The 14,291-nt window shown below is 70.4% G+C and carries 10 protein-coding genes; 5 read left to right on the top strand and 5 right to left on the bottom strand.

From position 1 onward, the window contains the following. Position 1: 1 nt before the first annotated feature. Positions 2 to 445, bottom strand: a complete 444-nt coding sequence (locus J2S43_RS41740) for an acyl-CoA thioesterase (protein WP_306838984.1) — start codon at positions 443 to 445, stop codon at positions 2 to 4. Between the two features lie 58 nt (positions 446 to 503). Beyond that, a complete protein-coding gene (gene ettA, locus J2S43_RS41735) occupies positions 504 to 2,180 on the bottom strand; it encodes an energy-dependent translational throttle protein EttA (RefSeq protein WP_306838982.1) in 1,677 nt (558 codons plus the stop codon). A 167-nt stretch (positions 2,181 to 2,347) separates the two neighbouring features. On the opposite strand from ettA, the gene J2S43_RS41730 reads away from it, so the two are divergent. The 5 genes from J2S43_RS41730 (at position 2,348) to J2S43_RS41710 (ending at position 9,828) form a co-directional block, all read left to right on the top strand. Next, positions 2,348 to 2,632 (top strand): hypothetical protein, encoded by a 285-nt coding sequence (locus tag J2S43_RS41730; RefSeq protein ID WP_306838980.1) that lies wholly within the window; start codon positions 2,348 to 2,350, stop codon positions 2,630 to 2,632. Next, positions 2,629 to 3,018: a PIN domain-containing protein gene (locus J2S43_RS41725; RefSeq protein ID WP_306838977.1), complete on the top strand. Its 390-nt coding sequence runs from the start codon at positions 2,629 to 2,631 to the stop codon at positions 3,016 to 3,018. Before J2S43_RS41730 ends, J2S43_RS41725 begins: the two co-directional genes overlap by 4 nt. A gap of 159 nt (positions 3,019 to 3,177) precedes the next feature. Further along, positions 3,178 to 4,572 carry an alpha,alpha-trehalose-phosphate synthase (UDP-forming) gene (locus J2S43_RS41720; RefSeq protein ID WP_306838975.1) on the top strand — a complete coding sequence of 465 codons (1,395 nt, stop codon included), beginning with the start codon at positions 3,178 to 3,180 and terminating at the stop codon, positions 4,570 to 4,572. Beyond that, positions 4,569 to 7,175 carry a trehalose-phosphatase gene (gene otsB / locus J2S43_RS41715; RefSeq protein WP_306838973.1) on the top strand — a complete coding sequence of 869 codons (2,607 nt, stop codon included), beginning with the start codon at positions 4,569 to 4,571 and terminating at the stop codon, positions 7,173 to 7,175. The genes J2S43_RS41720 and otsB overlap by 4 nt, the downstream gene beginning before the upstream one ends. Positions 7,176 to 8,658: 1,483 nt before the next feature. After that, a complete protein-coding gene (locus J2S43_RS41710; protein WP_370881596.1) occupies positions 8,659 to 9,828 on the top strand; it encodes an IS30 family transposase in 1,170 nt (389 codons plus the stop codon). Between the two features lie 992 nt (positions 9,829 to 10,820). On the opposite strand, the gene cobA is transcribed toward J2S43_RS41710, so the two are convergent. The 3 genes from cobA to cobC are packed head-to-tail and all read right to left on the bottom strand — an operon-like array spanning position 10,821 to position 14,220. Then, positions 10,821 to 12,080 carry a uroporphyrinogen-III C-methyltransferase gene (cobA, locus tag J2S43_RS41705; RefSeq protein ID WP_306838971.1) on the bottom strand — a complete coding sequence of 420 codons (1,260 nt, stop codon included), beginning with the start codon at positions 12,078 to 12,080 and terminating at the stop codon, positions 10,821 to 10,823. Further along, complete coding sequence (gene cobT, locus J2S43_RS41700) at positions 12,077 to 13,120, bottom strand: nicotinate-nucleotide--dimethylbenzimidazole phosphoribosyltransferase (protein WP_370881726.1); 1,044 nt, start codon at positions 13,118 to 13,120, stop codon at positions 12,077 to 12,079. The genes cobA and cobT overlap by 4 nt, the downstream gene beginning before the upstream one ends. A 2-nt stretch (positions 13,121 to 13,122) precedes the next feature. Then, complete coding sequence (gene cobC, locus J2S43_RS41695) at positions 13,123 to 14,220, bottom strand: Rv2231c family histidinol phosphate aminotransferase CobC (RefSeq protein WP_306838968.1); 1,098 nt, start codon at positions 14,218 to 14,220, stop codon at positions 13,123 to 13,125. Positions 14,221 to 14,291 lie beyond the last annotated feature (71 nt).

Raw genomic sequence — 14,291 nt, 5'->3', positions numbered from 1 at the left:
GTCACGCCGCCACCTCGTACCGGCTGAAGAAATCTCGCTCCCAGGCCGTCATCCGGCGCGGACGCTGGCCGGCCAGGTCGAAGAGCACGCACACGGTACGGGCGCGGCTGGCCAGCACGTCGCCGTCGAACAACTCGTAGACCACGGTGAACTGGGCGCCGCGCACGTTCTCGATCCACAACTCGATGCGCACGTGCGGCGGCGGTGGCGGTGCCTCGCTCGCGTGCGTGCGGTAGACCACCGGCCGCAGATAGTCGACCTCGTGGCGGGCGATCACCGTGCCGTCGTCGACCAGCGACGGGCCGCCCCGCTCCTTCGCCAGCACGTAGATGAACGCGACCCGCGCCTCCTCGTACAGCGTCAGGAAGCGGGTGTTGTTGACGTGGCCGTATGCGTCCATGTCCGACCAGCGGAGCGCGCAGTGGTGGACGAAGCGCACGCCCATCCCCCGTTCCCTATGGCGAGGGCGCCCGGCGGCCGCCGGACGCCCTCCACGGCCGATGTCAGTCGCGGGTCAGCTTGCGGTAGGTCACCGCGTGCGGACGGGCGGCGTCGGCACCGAGCCGGTCGACCTTGTTCTTCTCGTACGCGTCGAAGTTGCCCTCGAACCAGAACCACCTCGCCGGGTTCTCGTCGTCGCCCTCCCAGGCCAGGATGTGGGTGGCGACGCGGTCCAGGAACATCCGGTCGTGGGAGATGACCACGGCGCAGCCGGGGAACTCCAGCAGCGCGTTCTCCAGGCTGGAGAGCGTCTCGACGTCCAGGTCGTTGGTCGGCTCGTCGAGCAGGATCACGTTGCCGCCGATCTTCAGCGTCAGCGCGAGGTTCAGCCGGTTCCGCTCACCACCGGAGAGGATCTTGGTGGCCTTCTGCTGGTCCGGGCCCTTGAAGCCGAAGGCCGCCACGTACGCCCGGGACGGCATCTCGACCTTGCCGACCATCATGTGGTCCAGGCCGTCGGAGACGACCTCCCAGAGCGACTTGTCGCCGTCCAGGCCGGACCGGTTCTGGTCGACGTAGGAGAGCTTGACCGTCTCGCCGACCCGCACGCCGCCGTCGTCCGGCTGCTCCAGGCCGACGATGGTCTTGAACAGCGTGGTCTTGCCGACGCCGTTCGGGCCGATGATGCCGACGATGCCGTTGCGCGGCAGGGAGAACGACAGGTTGTCGATCAGCGTGCGGCCGTCGAAGCCCTTGGTCAGCCCGTTGACCTCGATCACCGTGCTGCCCAGGCGCGGGCCCGGCGGGATCTGGATCTCCTCGAAGTCGAGCTTGCGGGTCTTCTCCGCCTCCGCGGCCATCTCCTCGTACCGGTCGAGGCGGGAGCGGGACTTGGTCTGGCGCGCCTTCGCGTTCGACCGGACCCACTCCAGCTCCTCGGAGAGGCGCTTCTTCATCTTCGCGTCCTTGCGGCCCTCGACCGCCAGACGCGCCGCCTTCTTCTCCAGGTACGTCGAGTAGTTGCCCTCGTAGCCGATCGCCCGGCCGCGGTCGAGCTCCAGGATCCAGCCGGCCACATTGTCCAGGAAGTACCGGTCGTGGGTGATCGCCAGGACGGTGCCGGCGTACTTCGCGAGGTGCTGCTCCAGCCACTGCACGCTCTCCGCGTCCAGGTGGTTGGTGGGCTCGTCGAGCAGCAGCAGGTCGGGCGCCTCGAGCAGCAGCTTGCACAGCGCGACGCGGCGGCGCTCACCACCGGAGAGCTGGGTGACGTCCGCGTCGGCCGGCGGGCAGCGCAGCGCGTCCATCGCGAGCTGGAGCTGGGCGTCGATGTCCCACGCGTCCGCGTGGTCCAGCTGCTCCTGGAGCTTGCCCATCTCCTCCATCAGCTCGTCGGTGTAGTTGGTCGCCATCTCCTCGGCGATCGCGTTGAAGCGCGCGAGCTTCGCCTTGGTCTCGGCGACGGCCTCCTCGATGTTGCCGAGGACGTCCTTCTCCTCGTTCAGCGGGGGCTCCTGCGCCAGCATGCCGACCGTGTAGCCCGGCATCAGGCGAGCCTCGCCGTTGCTCGGCCGGTCCAGCCCCGCCATGATCTTCAGCAGGCTGGACTTACCGGCGCCGTTCGGGCCGACCACACCGATCTTGGCACCGGGCAGGAAGCTCAGCGTCACGTTGTCGAGCACGACCTTGTCGCCGTGCGCCTTACGCGCCTTTTCCAGGACGTAGATGTACTGGGCCACGGTGTGCCCTACCTCCGAGTCAGTGATGAATCGTTCCGGCGGTCTGGCCGCGGCTCTGCCGAGGGCAGCAGACAACACCGTCAATCCTGACAGGTCCGGTACGCAGCTCGCACACCACCCTGTCGTGGCATTGCCCCCGACGGTATAACCAAACTAGCCTTTTCGGTATGACCAAGAAGATCGCGATCAGCGTGCCGGACGACGTGGCCGCGCACCTGGCAAAGGAGTCGAACGTCTCGGCATACGTCACCGACGCGGTGCGAGGCCGGATGTACCGCGACATAGTTCGCAACTCGCTGCGCGAGCGTGGACACGAGATCACGGAGGTGAGCATCGCGGCTGCTCGCTCGGAGATCGACCGCATCCAAGCGAGCATCACGCCCGAGCTGCGCGCCCAGGCCGAGGAACTCCGGGCCGAACTCGAGCGCACCCGGGCTCGGTACCGCCGATGACGGAGGCAGGACTCGTACTGGAGACCACGGCGGTCGTCGCCTACGCGGAAGGCAACTTCTCGGTCGGCATGAAGATCGCCGAGATCGCGGATCGCCGGCTTGAGATAATTCTTCCCGCCGTCTGCTTGGCCGAGGCATATCAACAGACCGGAAAGAACAACTCCAGTTACCTCGACCTCCTCGCCGAACTCGGCAATGTCACGGTGACACCGGTGGAGCACGACATGTGCAGCGTACTGGGCGGCTGGACCCGGATCATGGAGACCATGGGCACCGCCCAGGCCGCCATGGAGGCGGCGGCCCGGCCCGTCGTTCCGATCATGACGAATCGGGGCGAGATGATCCACGAGATCCTGGCGAGGGAGTGGCCGATCATCGAGCTCTGAGCCCGTACCGTGGAAGGATCTTGATGTTGGTCGTGTCACCCGTGCGTTTGGCTCGCCACCGTGTGTGGCATTCCACGGTTTGACCGGCGACACCGGCTGTCAACACCCGGACAGTAGGCTCTCAGCCGGGACCCGCATTACACCGGAGGTGTACGGAACGTGGCTGAGCGTAGTTCCTTCGTCGTCGTCGCCAACCGCCTGCCCGTGGACGAGGTGACCACCCCGGAGGGGCGCCAGTGGCGGCCGAGCCCCGGCGGACTGGTCACCGCGCTGCACCCGGTGCTCGTGCGCGAGCGCGGCACCTGGATCGGCTGGGCCGGTGGCACCGGCGACGCCCCGGAGCCCTTCGAACTCGAGGGCATCAACATCCACCCCGTGCCGCTGAGCGCACAGGAGCTGGAGCGTTACTACGAGGGCCAGTCGAACGCGACGATCTGGCCGCTCTATCACGACGCGGTCGAGACCCCGGCGTACAAGCGCTCCTGGCGCGAGACCTACCGGGCCGTCAACCAGCGCTTCGCGAAGGCGGCGGCCGAGGTCGCGGCCGAAGGTGCGGTCGTCTGGGTGCAGGACTACCAGTTGCAGCTGGTCCCGGCCATGCTGCGCGAGCTGCGCCCGGACCTCAAGATCGGCTTCTTCCTGCACATCCCGTTCCCCCCGATCGAGCTGTTCATGCAGATGCCGTTCCGCACGGAGATCCTGCGCGGGCTGCTCGGCGCGGACCTGGTCGGCTTCCAGCAGCGGCTCGCCGCGCAGAACTTCGTCCGCCTGGCCCGGCACCTGCTCGGCCTGCGCTACGAGGGCCAGATGATCCAGGTCGACGGCCGCCAGGTGAAGGCCGGCGCGTTCCCGATCTCGATCGACACCGCGCAGATGGAACAGCTGGCGGCGGACCCGGCGATCCAGGCGCGGGCCAAGGAGATCCGCGGCGAGCTGGGCAACCCGAAGACGGTGATCCTGGGCGTCGACCGGCTCGACTACACCAAGGGCATCGAACTGCGGCTCAAGGCGTTCCGCGAACTGCTCGCTGACGGAAAGCTGACAGTTCCGGAGGCGGTCATGGTGCAGGTCGCCACGCCGAGCCGAGAGCGAGTCGAGCACTACCAGGCGCTACGAGTCAAGGTTGAGCGCGAGGTCGGGCGGATCAACGGCGAGTTCGGACGGGTGGGCGTGCCCGCGGTCCACTATCTCCACCAGTCGTACAGTCGCAGTGAACTGGCCGCGCTCTACAGCGCGGCCGACGTCATGATGGTTACCCCTCTGCGAGACGGAATGAATCTGGTGGCCAAGGAGTACGTCGCATCGCGCGCCGACACCGGTGGCGCGTTGGTGCTCAGCGAGTTCGCGGGTGCCGCGACCGAGCTGCGTCAAGCGTTTCTGTGCAACCCGCACGACCCCGAGGGCGTCAAGGAGGTGCTGCTGCGCGCCGTGAACATCGAGCCGGCCGAGGCCCGTCGCCGGATCCGCGTCATGCAGCGCCACCTGCGCACCCACGACGTCGAGCACTGGGCTCGCTCGTTCCTCAACGAGCTCGGCGTTCCGGAGGCGGCGTGACCTCGCCGCTCGACCTCGACCTCCGGGGTCCTCAGCTCGACCCGGACCTGCGCGCCGCCATCGGGCGGATCGCCCGCGTCCCGCAGCTCCTCGTCGCCTGTGACTACGACGGCACGCTCGCCCCGATCGTGGAGGACCACGCCCGGGCCGTCCCGCTGCCCGAGTCGGTCGCCGCGATCCGCGCGCTCGCCGCGCTGCCGCAGACCACGGTGGCGGTCGTGTCCGGCCGTGCGCTGCGCGACCTGGCCACGCTCTCCCGGCTGCCCAGCGAGGTGCACCTCGTCGGCAGCCACGGCTCCGAGTTCGACATCGGCTTCATCGAGCGGCTCGACCCCGAGCTGATCGAGGTCCGTACCCGGCTGCAGATGGAGATCCGCGCGATCACCGGCGGCCGGGCCGGCGTCCGGCTGGAGGCCAAGCCCGCCAGCATCGCGGTGCACTACCGCGGCGCCGAGCCGATCGTGGCCCGCCAGGTCGTCGACGCGATCGAGTCCGGGCCCGCCACCTGGCCCGGCGTCTACGTCAAGCGCGGCAAGGAGGTGCTGGAGCTCTCCGTGGTCACCACCCACAAGGGCACCGCCATCGACCAGCTGCGCAGCCAGCTCTCCGCCAGCGCGGTGCTCTACATCGGCGACGACGTCACCGACGAGGACGCGTTCGGCACGCTGCACGGCCCGGACGTCGGCATCAAGATCGGCAGTGGCGACACGAAGGCCGGCTTCCGGGTCGGCGAGCCGATCGAGGCGGCCCGGCTGCTCGCGCTCGTGCTGCAGACCCGGCGCAACTGGCTGTTCGGCGAGCACGCGGTGCCGATCGAGCGCCACTCGATGCTCTCCAACCGGCGCACGGTCGCGCTGATCACGCCGGAGGCCAAGCTCACCTGGCTCTGCCACCCGCGCCCGGACGCGTCGGCGATCTTCGCGGACCTGCTCGGCGGCAACCCGGCCGGCTACTTCTCGGTCGCGCCGGAACGCGGGGGCATCCCGCTCGGCCAGCGCTACCGGCCCGGCACCATGACCGTCGAGACCCGCTGGTCCGGCCTCACGGTCACGGACTGGCTGGACACCAGCGTGCACGAGGACGAGACCGGCGAGCTGACCGTCGCGACCGCGGACTCCACGCTGATCCGGCGGATCACCGGCCACGGCCGGGTGCGGCTCGAATTCGCGCCGCGCCCCGAGTTCGGCCAGGTCGCGGTGCAGCTCCAGCCGGCCAGTGACGGCCTGCTGGTGCTCGGCTCCAACGAGCCGGTCGCGCTCTACTCCCCCGGCGTCACCTGGACCGTCGACTCCGACGGCGGTGACCGGGACACCGCCCGCGCGATCGTCGACCTCACCCAGGCCGGCGGCGAGGTCACGCTCGAGCTGCGGTTCGGATCGCATGACCTCGGCCACACCGGCATCCCGGCGCTCACCCGCCAGGAGAACGCGGAACGCCCGTGGCGCGACTGGGCGGGCACGCTCAACCTGCCGTCGGTCGCCCGCGACCTGGTGCTGCGCAGCGCGCTCACCATGCGCGGCCTCACCCACGAGGCGACCGGCTCAATCCTGGCCGCGGCCACCACGTCATTGCCCGAGGAGGTCGGCGGCGTCCGCAACTGGGACTACCGGTACTGCTGGCTCCGCGACGCCGCGATGACCGCCCGCGCGCTGGTCGACCTCGGCTCGCTGACCGAGGCCGAGGCGTTCCTGCGCTGGGTCGACGGCTGCGTCGAGCGCAGCGGCGGCCACCCGGAGCGGCTCCACCCGCTCTACACGGTCGAGGGCTACGAGCTCGGCGCCGAAGCCGTCATCGACACGCTCCCCGGATATGCCGGCTCCCGCCCGGTGCGCGTCGGCAACCTGGCCAACCACCAGCTCCAGCTGGACATCTTCGGCCCGGTCGCCGACCTGATCGCGGCCGTCGCGGACGCCCGCGGCTCGGTCCGCGACGAGGAGTGGGGCCTGCTGGAGTCGATGGTCCAGGCCGTCGAACGCCGCTGGCACGAGCCCGACCACGGCATCTGGGAGGCCCGACTGGCCCCCCGCCACCACGTGTTCTCCAAGGTCATGTGCTGGATGACCGTGGACCGCGCGGTCCGCATGGTCGACAACCACGGCGGCGACCCGCGGCCCGAGTGGGCCGAGCTGCGCGACAAGATCGGGGCGGACGTGCTGGAGCACGGCTGGCACTCCGGCGTCGGCGCGTACTCGGTCGCCTACGGCGACGAGGAGATGGACGCGTCCTCGCTGTGGATCGGCCTCTCCGGCCTGCTCCCCGACGACGACCCGCGCTTCCTCGCCACGGTCCTCAAGATCGAGGCGGATCTGCGCTCCGGCCCGGTCGTCTACCGCTACCGCTGGGACGACGGCCTGCCCGGCCGCGAGGGCGGCTTCCACATCTGCACGGCCTGGCTCATCGAGGCCTACCTCCGCACCGGCCGGCGGGCGGACGCGGAGGAACTCTTCACGCAGATGCTGGACACGGCCGGCCCGACCGGCCTGCTGCCCGAGCAGTACGACCCGATGGCCGAACGAGGGCTCGGCAACCACCCCCAGGCGTACAGCCACCTCGGCCTGGTCCGGTGCGCGCTGCTGCTCAACAACGTCCTCACTCCGGCGTGAGCGCGATTTAACCGATTCACCGGAACCGGCCGCCGCGAACTTCTCGCGGCGGCCGGTTTCGCTTCCGGCGTGGTTGCGTTCCCGGTCAACGCGGTCTCCGCCGGGTTTGGCTTCCCACTTCCGGCGTGGATCCGTTCCGAGTGCTCCCGCGGGCCCCGGTCGGTCCTCCCTGCGAGTTCCGTCGCTGGTTGCGGCGCACTTTCGGTCTCGGGTGCGGTTTCCTGGCGCGTGATTGCGTGAGTGACATCGGGCGCTGCGCGCCGGATATCTCGGTCTTGCATCTCTTCGTGATCGTCCCTCAAGTCGTTGCAACGACTTGAGGGACGCCTCGATCACGAATGCGTGACCGGCCTATGTCCGGTTGCTGTTGCTGGGAGGTTTGTTCAGCGCCGCCCTCGCCAGACCGCCGGGCCTGCGGCAACGCGGTGCCGGCTCGCCGCGCTGAACAAGCCTCTGGGGCTTCGGTGGCGAAGTCTCGTCGGCCGCATGGCATCCGGGCGCTGCGCGCCCGATATTTCGTGTTATTGGTCGTATTGGGCTGTGTGGTTGCGGTTTGGAGCGCCTCCGGCGGGCCTCGGGCTCCGGGGGAAGGGGCGTGGGTTCCAGCGGGGCCGGGGTTCGTCGGCCCCGCTGTCTTTTCGTGGGTGGCATGGTCTGGGTGTCGTGAGCCTGTCTGCCCCGTATGCCGTCGTCCAGGAAGAGCCGAGCAGATCATCGGCAGGGCCGCCAGCTCTGGTCTGCGGGCCGAGCAGATCATCGGCAGGGCCGCCAGCTTTGGTCTGTGGTCGGCATGGTCGTCGCTGCGCGCGGTCCTTGCCTGGGGTGGCGGTTGCGTGGTGGGTGGCGGCCCTGCCGATGATCTGCACCCCGAGGGTGGTCGACGGCATACGGGGCAGCCAGGCGGCAGCGGTCTGCGCGGCGCGCACGAAGAAAGATCAAGGCTGGTCACTGCGCGGGAGCCCGGCTCGCCGCTGTGCCGCTGTGCGCTGTGCCGCTGTGCGCTGTGCCGCTGTGGGGCGGCCCGGCTTGCTGCTGCGCGGGGCCTGGTTTCCGCTACGCGGGAGTCTGGCTCGCCGTGCGTCGTCAGCGCTGACGAGAAGATCGGCGGTGAGTTCGATAGGGATTCTGAGGCTCATCCCGCGCGTCGCCTACCGGCTATCTCTCTGGCGTGCAGTGAGGCTTATTCAGCGCCGCCCTCGTCAGACCGCGCGGCCTGCGGCAACGCGGTGCCGGTTCGCTGCGCTGAATAATCCTCAGTGAGTCACATTGTGGAAGATCGTTCCCGAAGTTCGGTCAACCTTCCACATGATGGAAGATCGACGCCAATATCCGGGAATCACGCAGGACTCGAAGATTTTGCGACCGAAATGTCGTGCTAAGTCGCCCAGCCATCTGCGCGGATTCTCACTAGTGATACGTGAAGCACCGTATGAGGGCCTTGTGGTCAATTGGTCGTTGCAATGCCCTCTGAGCAGGGGTTTTGATGGCGAAGCCGGGTGTTCCTTATGTGGTTCGGGTGCGGTTTTGGGAGGGGATTCGGGCTGGTTTGTCTACCGAGGAGGCGTCGACGGCTGCGGGAGTCTCGCGGTGGACGGGTATGCGCTGGTTCCAGGATGCTGGCGGGGTGATCAACAACGGGGCTGGGGCCGGGTCAGGCCGGTATCTGTCGTTCGAGGAACGCGAGGAGATCATGCTGCGGCGTGATCGGGGTGAGTCGCGGCGGTCGATCGCGGTGGCGCTGGGGCGGGAGCCGTCGACGATCGGGCGGGAACTGGCCCGGAATTCGACCGTGCGGGTGGGTTATCGGGCCGGCCGTGCGGACGAGAAGGCGCGTGATCGCCGCCGCCGGCCGAAGCCCGTGAAGCTCGCGGACTGCCCGCGGTTGCGGCGGGTGGTGCAGGGGAAGCTGAAGCTGAAGTGGTCACCGCGGCAGATCGCGTTGTGGCTGCCCCGGCGTTTCCCGGACGATGAATCGATGAGGGTGTCTCACGAGACGATCTACCAGTCGCTGTTCGTCCAGTCCCGGGGTGGGCTGCGCAAGGAGCTGACCGCGTGCCTGCGGACCGGCAGGGCTCTGCGCAAGCCCAGGGTCAGGTCACGACAGCAGGAGAAACGCGGCCGGATCCCCGCAATGATCAACATCCGTGAGCGGCCCGCTGAGGCCGCCGACCGGGCCGTGCCCGGCCACTGGGAAGGCGACCTGATCATCGGTGAGGACGGCGGCTCCGCGATCGGGACTCTGGTCGAACGCTCCACCCGCTACTGCATGCTCGTCCACCTGCCCGACGGCCGGGACGCCGAGGCCGTCCGCGACGCCCTCATCGCCACCATCACGACACTGCCCGCTCACCTGACCAAGTCACTGACCTGGGATCAAGGCGTCGAGATGACCCGCCACGCCGACTTCACCATCGCCACCGGCATCGATGTCTACTTCTGCGACCCGCACTCGCCCTGGCAGCGCGGCAGCAACGAGAACACCAACGGCCTGCTCCGCCAATACTTCCCCAAGGGCACCGACCTGTCCGTCCACACCAGACAGCACCTCGACGACGTCGCCGCCGAACTCAATGGCCGCCCCCGCGAAACCCTCAACATGCGCACACCCGCCGAAGCCCTCAATCAGCTACTATCGGCACCTCTAGCTGCATAAACGTTGCATTGCGACGACCGATTGAATCCACCGGCTCGATACGGTGCTTCACGTATCACTAGTGACTTCGCATGATCAAGCCAGGTTCGATTCGCCGCAGAAGACGTGCGCCGCGCCCGAAGTTCCGAATAAAGCCCAGTGCGGGGCTGGTGCTGAGGTCTGCCGACTCGCTGACCTCTGCGCCCGATCTTCAGGGCCAGGGCGGCGTCGCGAATGGCTGATCTTCGCACCCCCTTAAGGGTTATTCAGCACGTAGCACGCCGACAGCGCTGGCCTGCGGCGACGCGGCGTCGACTCAGTCCCGCTGAATACCGAGCTGGGCCGACGAACCCCGGCCCCGCTGGAACCCACGCCCCTTCCCCCGGAGCCCGAGGCCCGCCGAGGCCCTCCCACCGCAACCACAGCCCAACACAACCAATAACACGAAATATCGGGCGCGCAGCGCCCGACGCCGCCGCCGCGCTGCACACCCGGGCCGCTGCCGCGCTGCACACCGCGCCGCCGCGCTGCACAGCCGCGCCGCCGCCGAGCTGCACAACCGCGCCGCCGCGCTGCACACCCGCGCCACCGCGCTGCACACCCGGGCCGCCGCCGCGCTGCACAACCGCGCCACCGCGCTGCACAGCCGCGCCGCCGCCGAGCTGCACAGCCGCGCCGCGCCGCGCCGCACATCAGGGTTTGTCACCCCGGTGCTGCCGGGCGTTCGACGAGCGCTGGGGTCGCTCGCTGACCTTTCCGGTCTCGGGGTGAGAGACGCCTCGCGGGTCACGCCGCTAAATGCCGAAATTTCGGCCGTGGATCTCGGGGCGCCCCCGGGTGCCCCGATCACGACCTGCCGACGCCCGGCTGGCATTCGACCGTGGAACGCCCGGCTGCCATTCGACCGTCGAGACCCCGATGCCGAAGCTTCGATTAAGCGCCGCGACCGCACGTCAGCGTGCAACGCGCTGACAAATCCTCACCGATCAGGTACCCCCAGCACTGCCAAGAGCTCAAGGCAGCGGCACCGATCCCAGGGCGTCGACCACGTCGCCGACCACGACGATCGCCGGGGGGCGGATGCCCGCCGCCGCGGTCTTCTCGGTGACGTCGCCGAGCGTCGCCTTCACCACGCGCTGGTCGCCCGTCGTGCCCTCCTGGACCACCGCCGCCGGCGTCTCCGCCGCGCGTCCGTTCGCCATCAGCGTGGCCGCGATCTTCGGCAGGTTCTTCAGGCCCATCAGGATCACCACGGTGCCGCGCATGCCGCCCAGTGACGGCCAGTCGACCAGCGACGACGGGTCATCCGGCGCGACGTGCCCGGACACCACCGTGAACTCGTGCGCCACGCCGCGGTGCGTGACCGGAATGCCGGCCACCGCCGGTGCCGCGATCGAGCTGGTCACGCCCGGGACCACGGTGACCGGCACGCCGGCCTCGGCGCACGCGATGGCCTCCTCGCCGCCGCGGCCGAAGACGTAGGGGTCGCCGCCCTTGAGCCGCACCACGAACGCGCCGGCGCGGGCCCGGTCCACGATGATCCGGTTGATCTCCTCCTGTGCCTTCGCCGGGCCGTAGGGGATCTTGGAGGCGTCGACCAGCTCCACCTCGGGACGCAGCTCGTCCAGCAGCAGTCCCGGCACCAGCCGGTCGGCCACCACCACGTCCGCGACGGCCAGCAGCCGCCGGCCCTTGACCGTGATCAGCTCCGGGTCGCCGGGACCGGCGCCGACCAGCACCACCCGGCCGGGCGCGACCGGGACGTCCGGTGCCGCACCGTGGAAGCCGGGCGGCGCGTCCGGCACGTGGCAGCCCGGCAGCGTGCCGTCGGCCAGGCCGTCCCGGATGCCGTCCCGGACCACCTGGGCCCGGTGCGGGTCGCCGCCCGCGGTGACCGCCACGGTGACCGCGCCGTGCCGGGCCACCGCCGGGGTCCACGCGGTCGCGGCCTCGCGGTCGTCGGCCCGGACGCAGAACACCCGGCGTTCGAGCGCGGCCGCGCTGACCGCGGCCGCGGCGAGGTTGTCGTCGACCGCGACCTGGACCAGCCAGGCCCCGTCCACGTCGTCGGCCTGGAACCGGCGGGCGAGCCAGGTGATCCGTCCCGCGTCGGCCAGGGACTGGAGCGCGGGCGTCAGGTGCGGGGAGACGAGCAGCACGCGGGCGCCCGCGGACAGCAGCGCGGGGACCCGGCGGGTGGCGACCGCGCCGCCGCCGACGACGAGGACCTTGCGGCCGGTCAGGCGCAGCGCGAGAGGATAGAGTTCGGTCACTTCTCGGTCACTCCGGCTGAGTCGAAGGTGGCGACGTCGTGCAGCACACGGACGGCCGCGGAGACGATCGGCAGCGCGAGCACCGCGCCGGTGCCCTCACCGAGCCGCATGCCCAGGTCGATGAGGGGTTCGAGGCCCAGGTGGGCGAGGCCGGCGGTGGCGCCCGGCTCGACGGACCGGTGTCCGGCGACGAGCGCGGCGGTCACGCCGGGGTGCAGCGCGGCGGCGGCCAGCGCGCCCGCGACCGTGTTCACCCCGTCCAGGATCAGCGGGACGCGGTGTGCGGCCGCCCCGAGCATGAAGCCGGCGATCGCCGCGTGTTCCAGACCCCCGACCTCGGCGAGCACGCGCAGCGCGTCGGCGTCGGCCGGCAGCCGGCGCAGCGCACTCCGTACCACCGAGATCTTGAGGTTGAACGTGTAGTCGTCGATGCCGGTGCCCCGCCCGGTCACCTCGCCCGCGTCCCGGCCGGTGAACGCCGCGATCAGCGCGGCCGCGGGCGTGGTGTTCGCGATGCCCATGTCGCCGGCCACCAGGATCTTCGCGCCGCCGTCGATGAGCTGCCCGGCGATCCGGATGCCGGTCTCGATCGCGGCGCGCGCCTCGTCGAGGGTCATGGCGGGCTCGACCGCCAGGTCGGCGGTGCCGGGCCGGACCTTGGCCGAGATCAGGCCGGGCGCGGCGTCGATCTCGGCGGCCACGCCCACGTCGACCACGTGCACGTCCGCGCCGATCTCCCGGGCGAACGCGTTGATCACCGCACCGCCGGCCAGGTAGTTCGCCACCATCTGCACGGTGACCTCCTGCGGCCACGGCGAGACGCGCTGGGCGTGCACGCCGTGGTCGCCGGCGAAGACCGCGACCGCGGCCGGTGTGGGCAGTGGCGGCGGGCAGGCCCCGGCCAGCCCGGCGAGGCGGATGGAGAGGTCCTCCAGCATGCCGAGTGAGCCGGCCGGCTTGGTCAGGCGGTCGTGTCGTGCCCGCGCGGCCGCCATCGCCTCCTCGTCCAGCGGACGGATGGCGGCAAGCGTCTCCCGCATGATCAGCCCTTCCCCTCGAAACCCTGCAGAACGTAAGAGACCGCCGCTACGAAACGGTCCGTGGTGGCAGTGTCTCGCACCGCAACACGCACGTAATCCGGACCCAGCCCCGGGAACGTGTCGCCGCGCCGCACCGCGAAGCCGTTCTCCCGCAGCGCCAGCCGCAGCTTGTCCGCCCCGGCCACCTTGACCAGCACGAAAGCGCTGGCCGGGTCGCCGATCACGGTCACTGTCGGCAGCTCGCGGAGCCGGCGCACAAGGTATCGCCGGTCGCCGGCCAGCCGCGCGGCGATCTCGCGCTCGGTGGCGACCGCCACCGGGGACGCGCACGCCGCCGCGGCCGCGAGCGCGGGCGTGGAGACCGGCCAGAGCGGCTGCACGGCCCGGCACCGGTCGATCAGCTCGGCCGGGCCGAGCAGGTAGCCGACGCGCAGGCCGGCCAGCCCCCAGGTCTTGGTGAGGCTGCGGACCACGACGAGCCCGGGGAGGTCGCGCCGCTCGGCCAGCGACTCCGGTTCGCGGTCGAGGCCGGGCCGGTGCGCGCTGTCCGCGAATGCCTCGTCCACCACCAGCACCCGGCCGGGCTCGGCCAGCGCCGCGATCCGCTCCGCCGGGTGCAGCACCGAGGTCGGGTTCGTCGGGTTGCCGATGAAGACGAGATCGGCGCCGGGTGGAAGGGCGAAATCCGGAGCCAGATCGAAATCCCCGGTGAGTACGACGCGCCGCACCTCGTGGCCGGCTCCGCGCAGCGCCGCCTCCGGCTCGGTGAACTGCGGGTGCACCACGACCGGGACCCGCGCGCCGCGCAGCGCCTGGGCCAGCAGCACGAAGCCCTGGGCCGCGCCCGCGGTGAGCAGCACCTCCTCCGGCGGGCGGCGGTGCCGGGCCGCGATCGCCGCGGTGGCCGGCCCGGGGTCGGGGTACGCCGCGAGCGCGGACATCGACGCCATGATCGGCGCGGACAGCCAGTCGGGCATCGGATCGCGCCGGACGTTCACCGCCAGGTCGACCAGACCGGGCGCCACCTCCGCGTCGCCGTGGTGGCCCAGCTCCTCGCCCAACCCGTACCCCTTCCGAAGAATGAAAGTCCACAACAGCATGCGGGACCGGTACGGCGCCCTCACAGACCGCCAGGCGAGATGTGAGGAGCGGTTCACTCCTTTCCGCCCTC

Source organism: Catenuloplanes nepalensis (assembly GCF_030811575.1).
Classification (GTDB): Bacteria; Actinomycetota; Actinomycetes; order Mycobacteriales; family Micromonosporaceae; genus Catenuloplanes; species Catenuloplanes nepalensis.
This window is presented reverse-complemented; position numbering and strand designations above follow the sequence as displayed.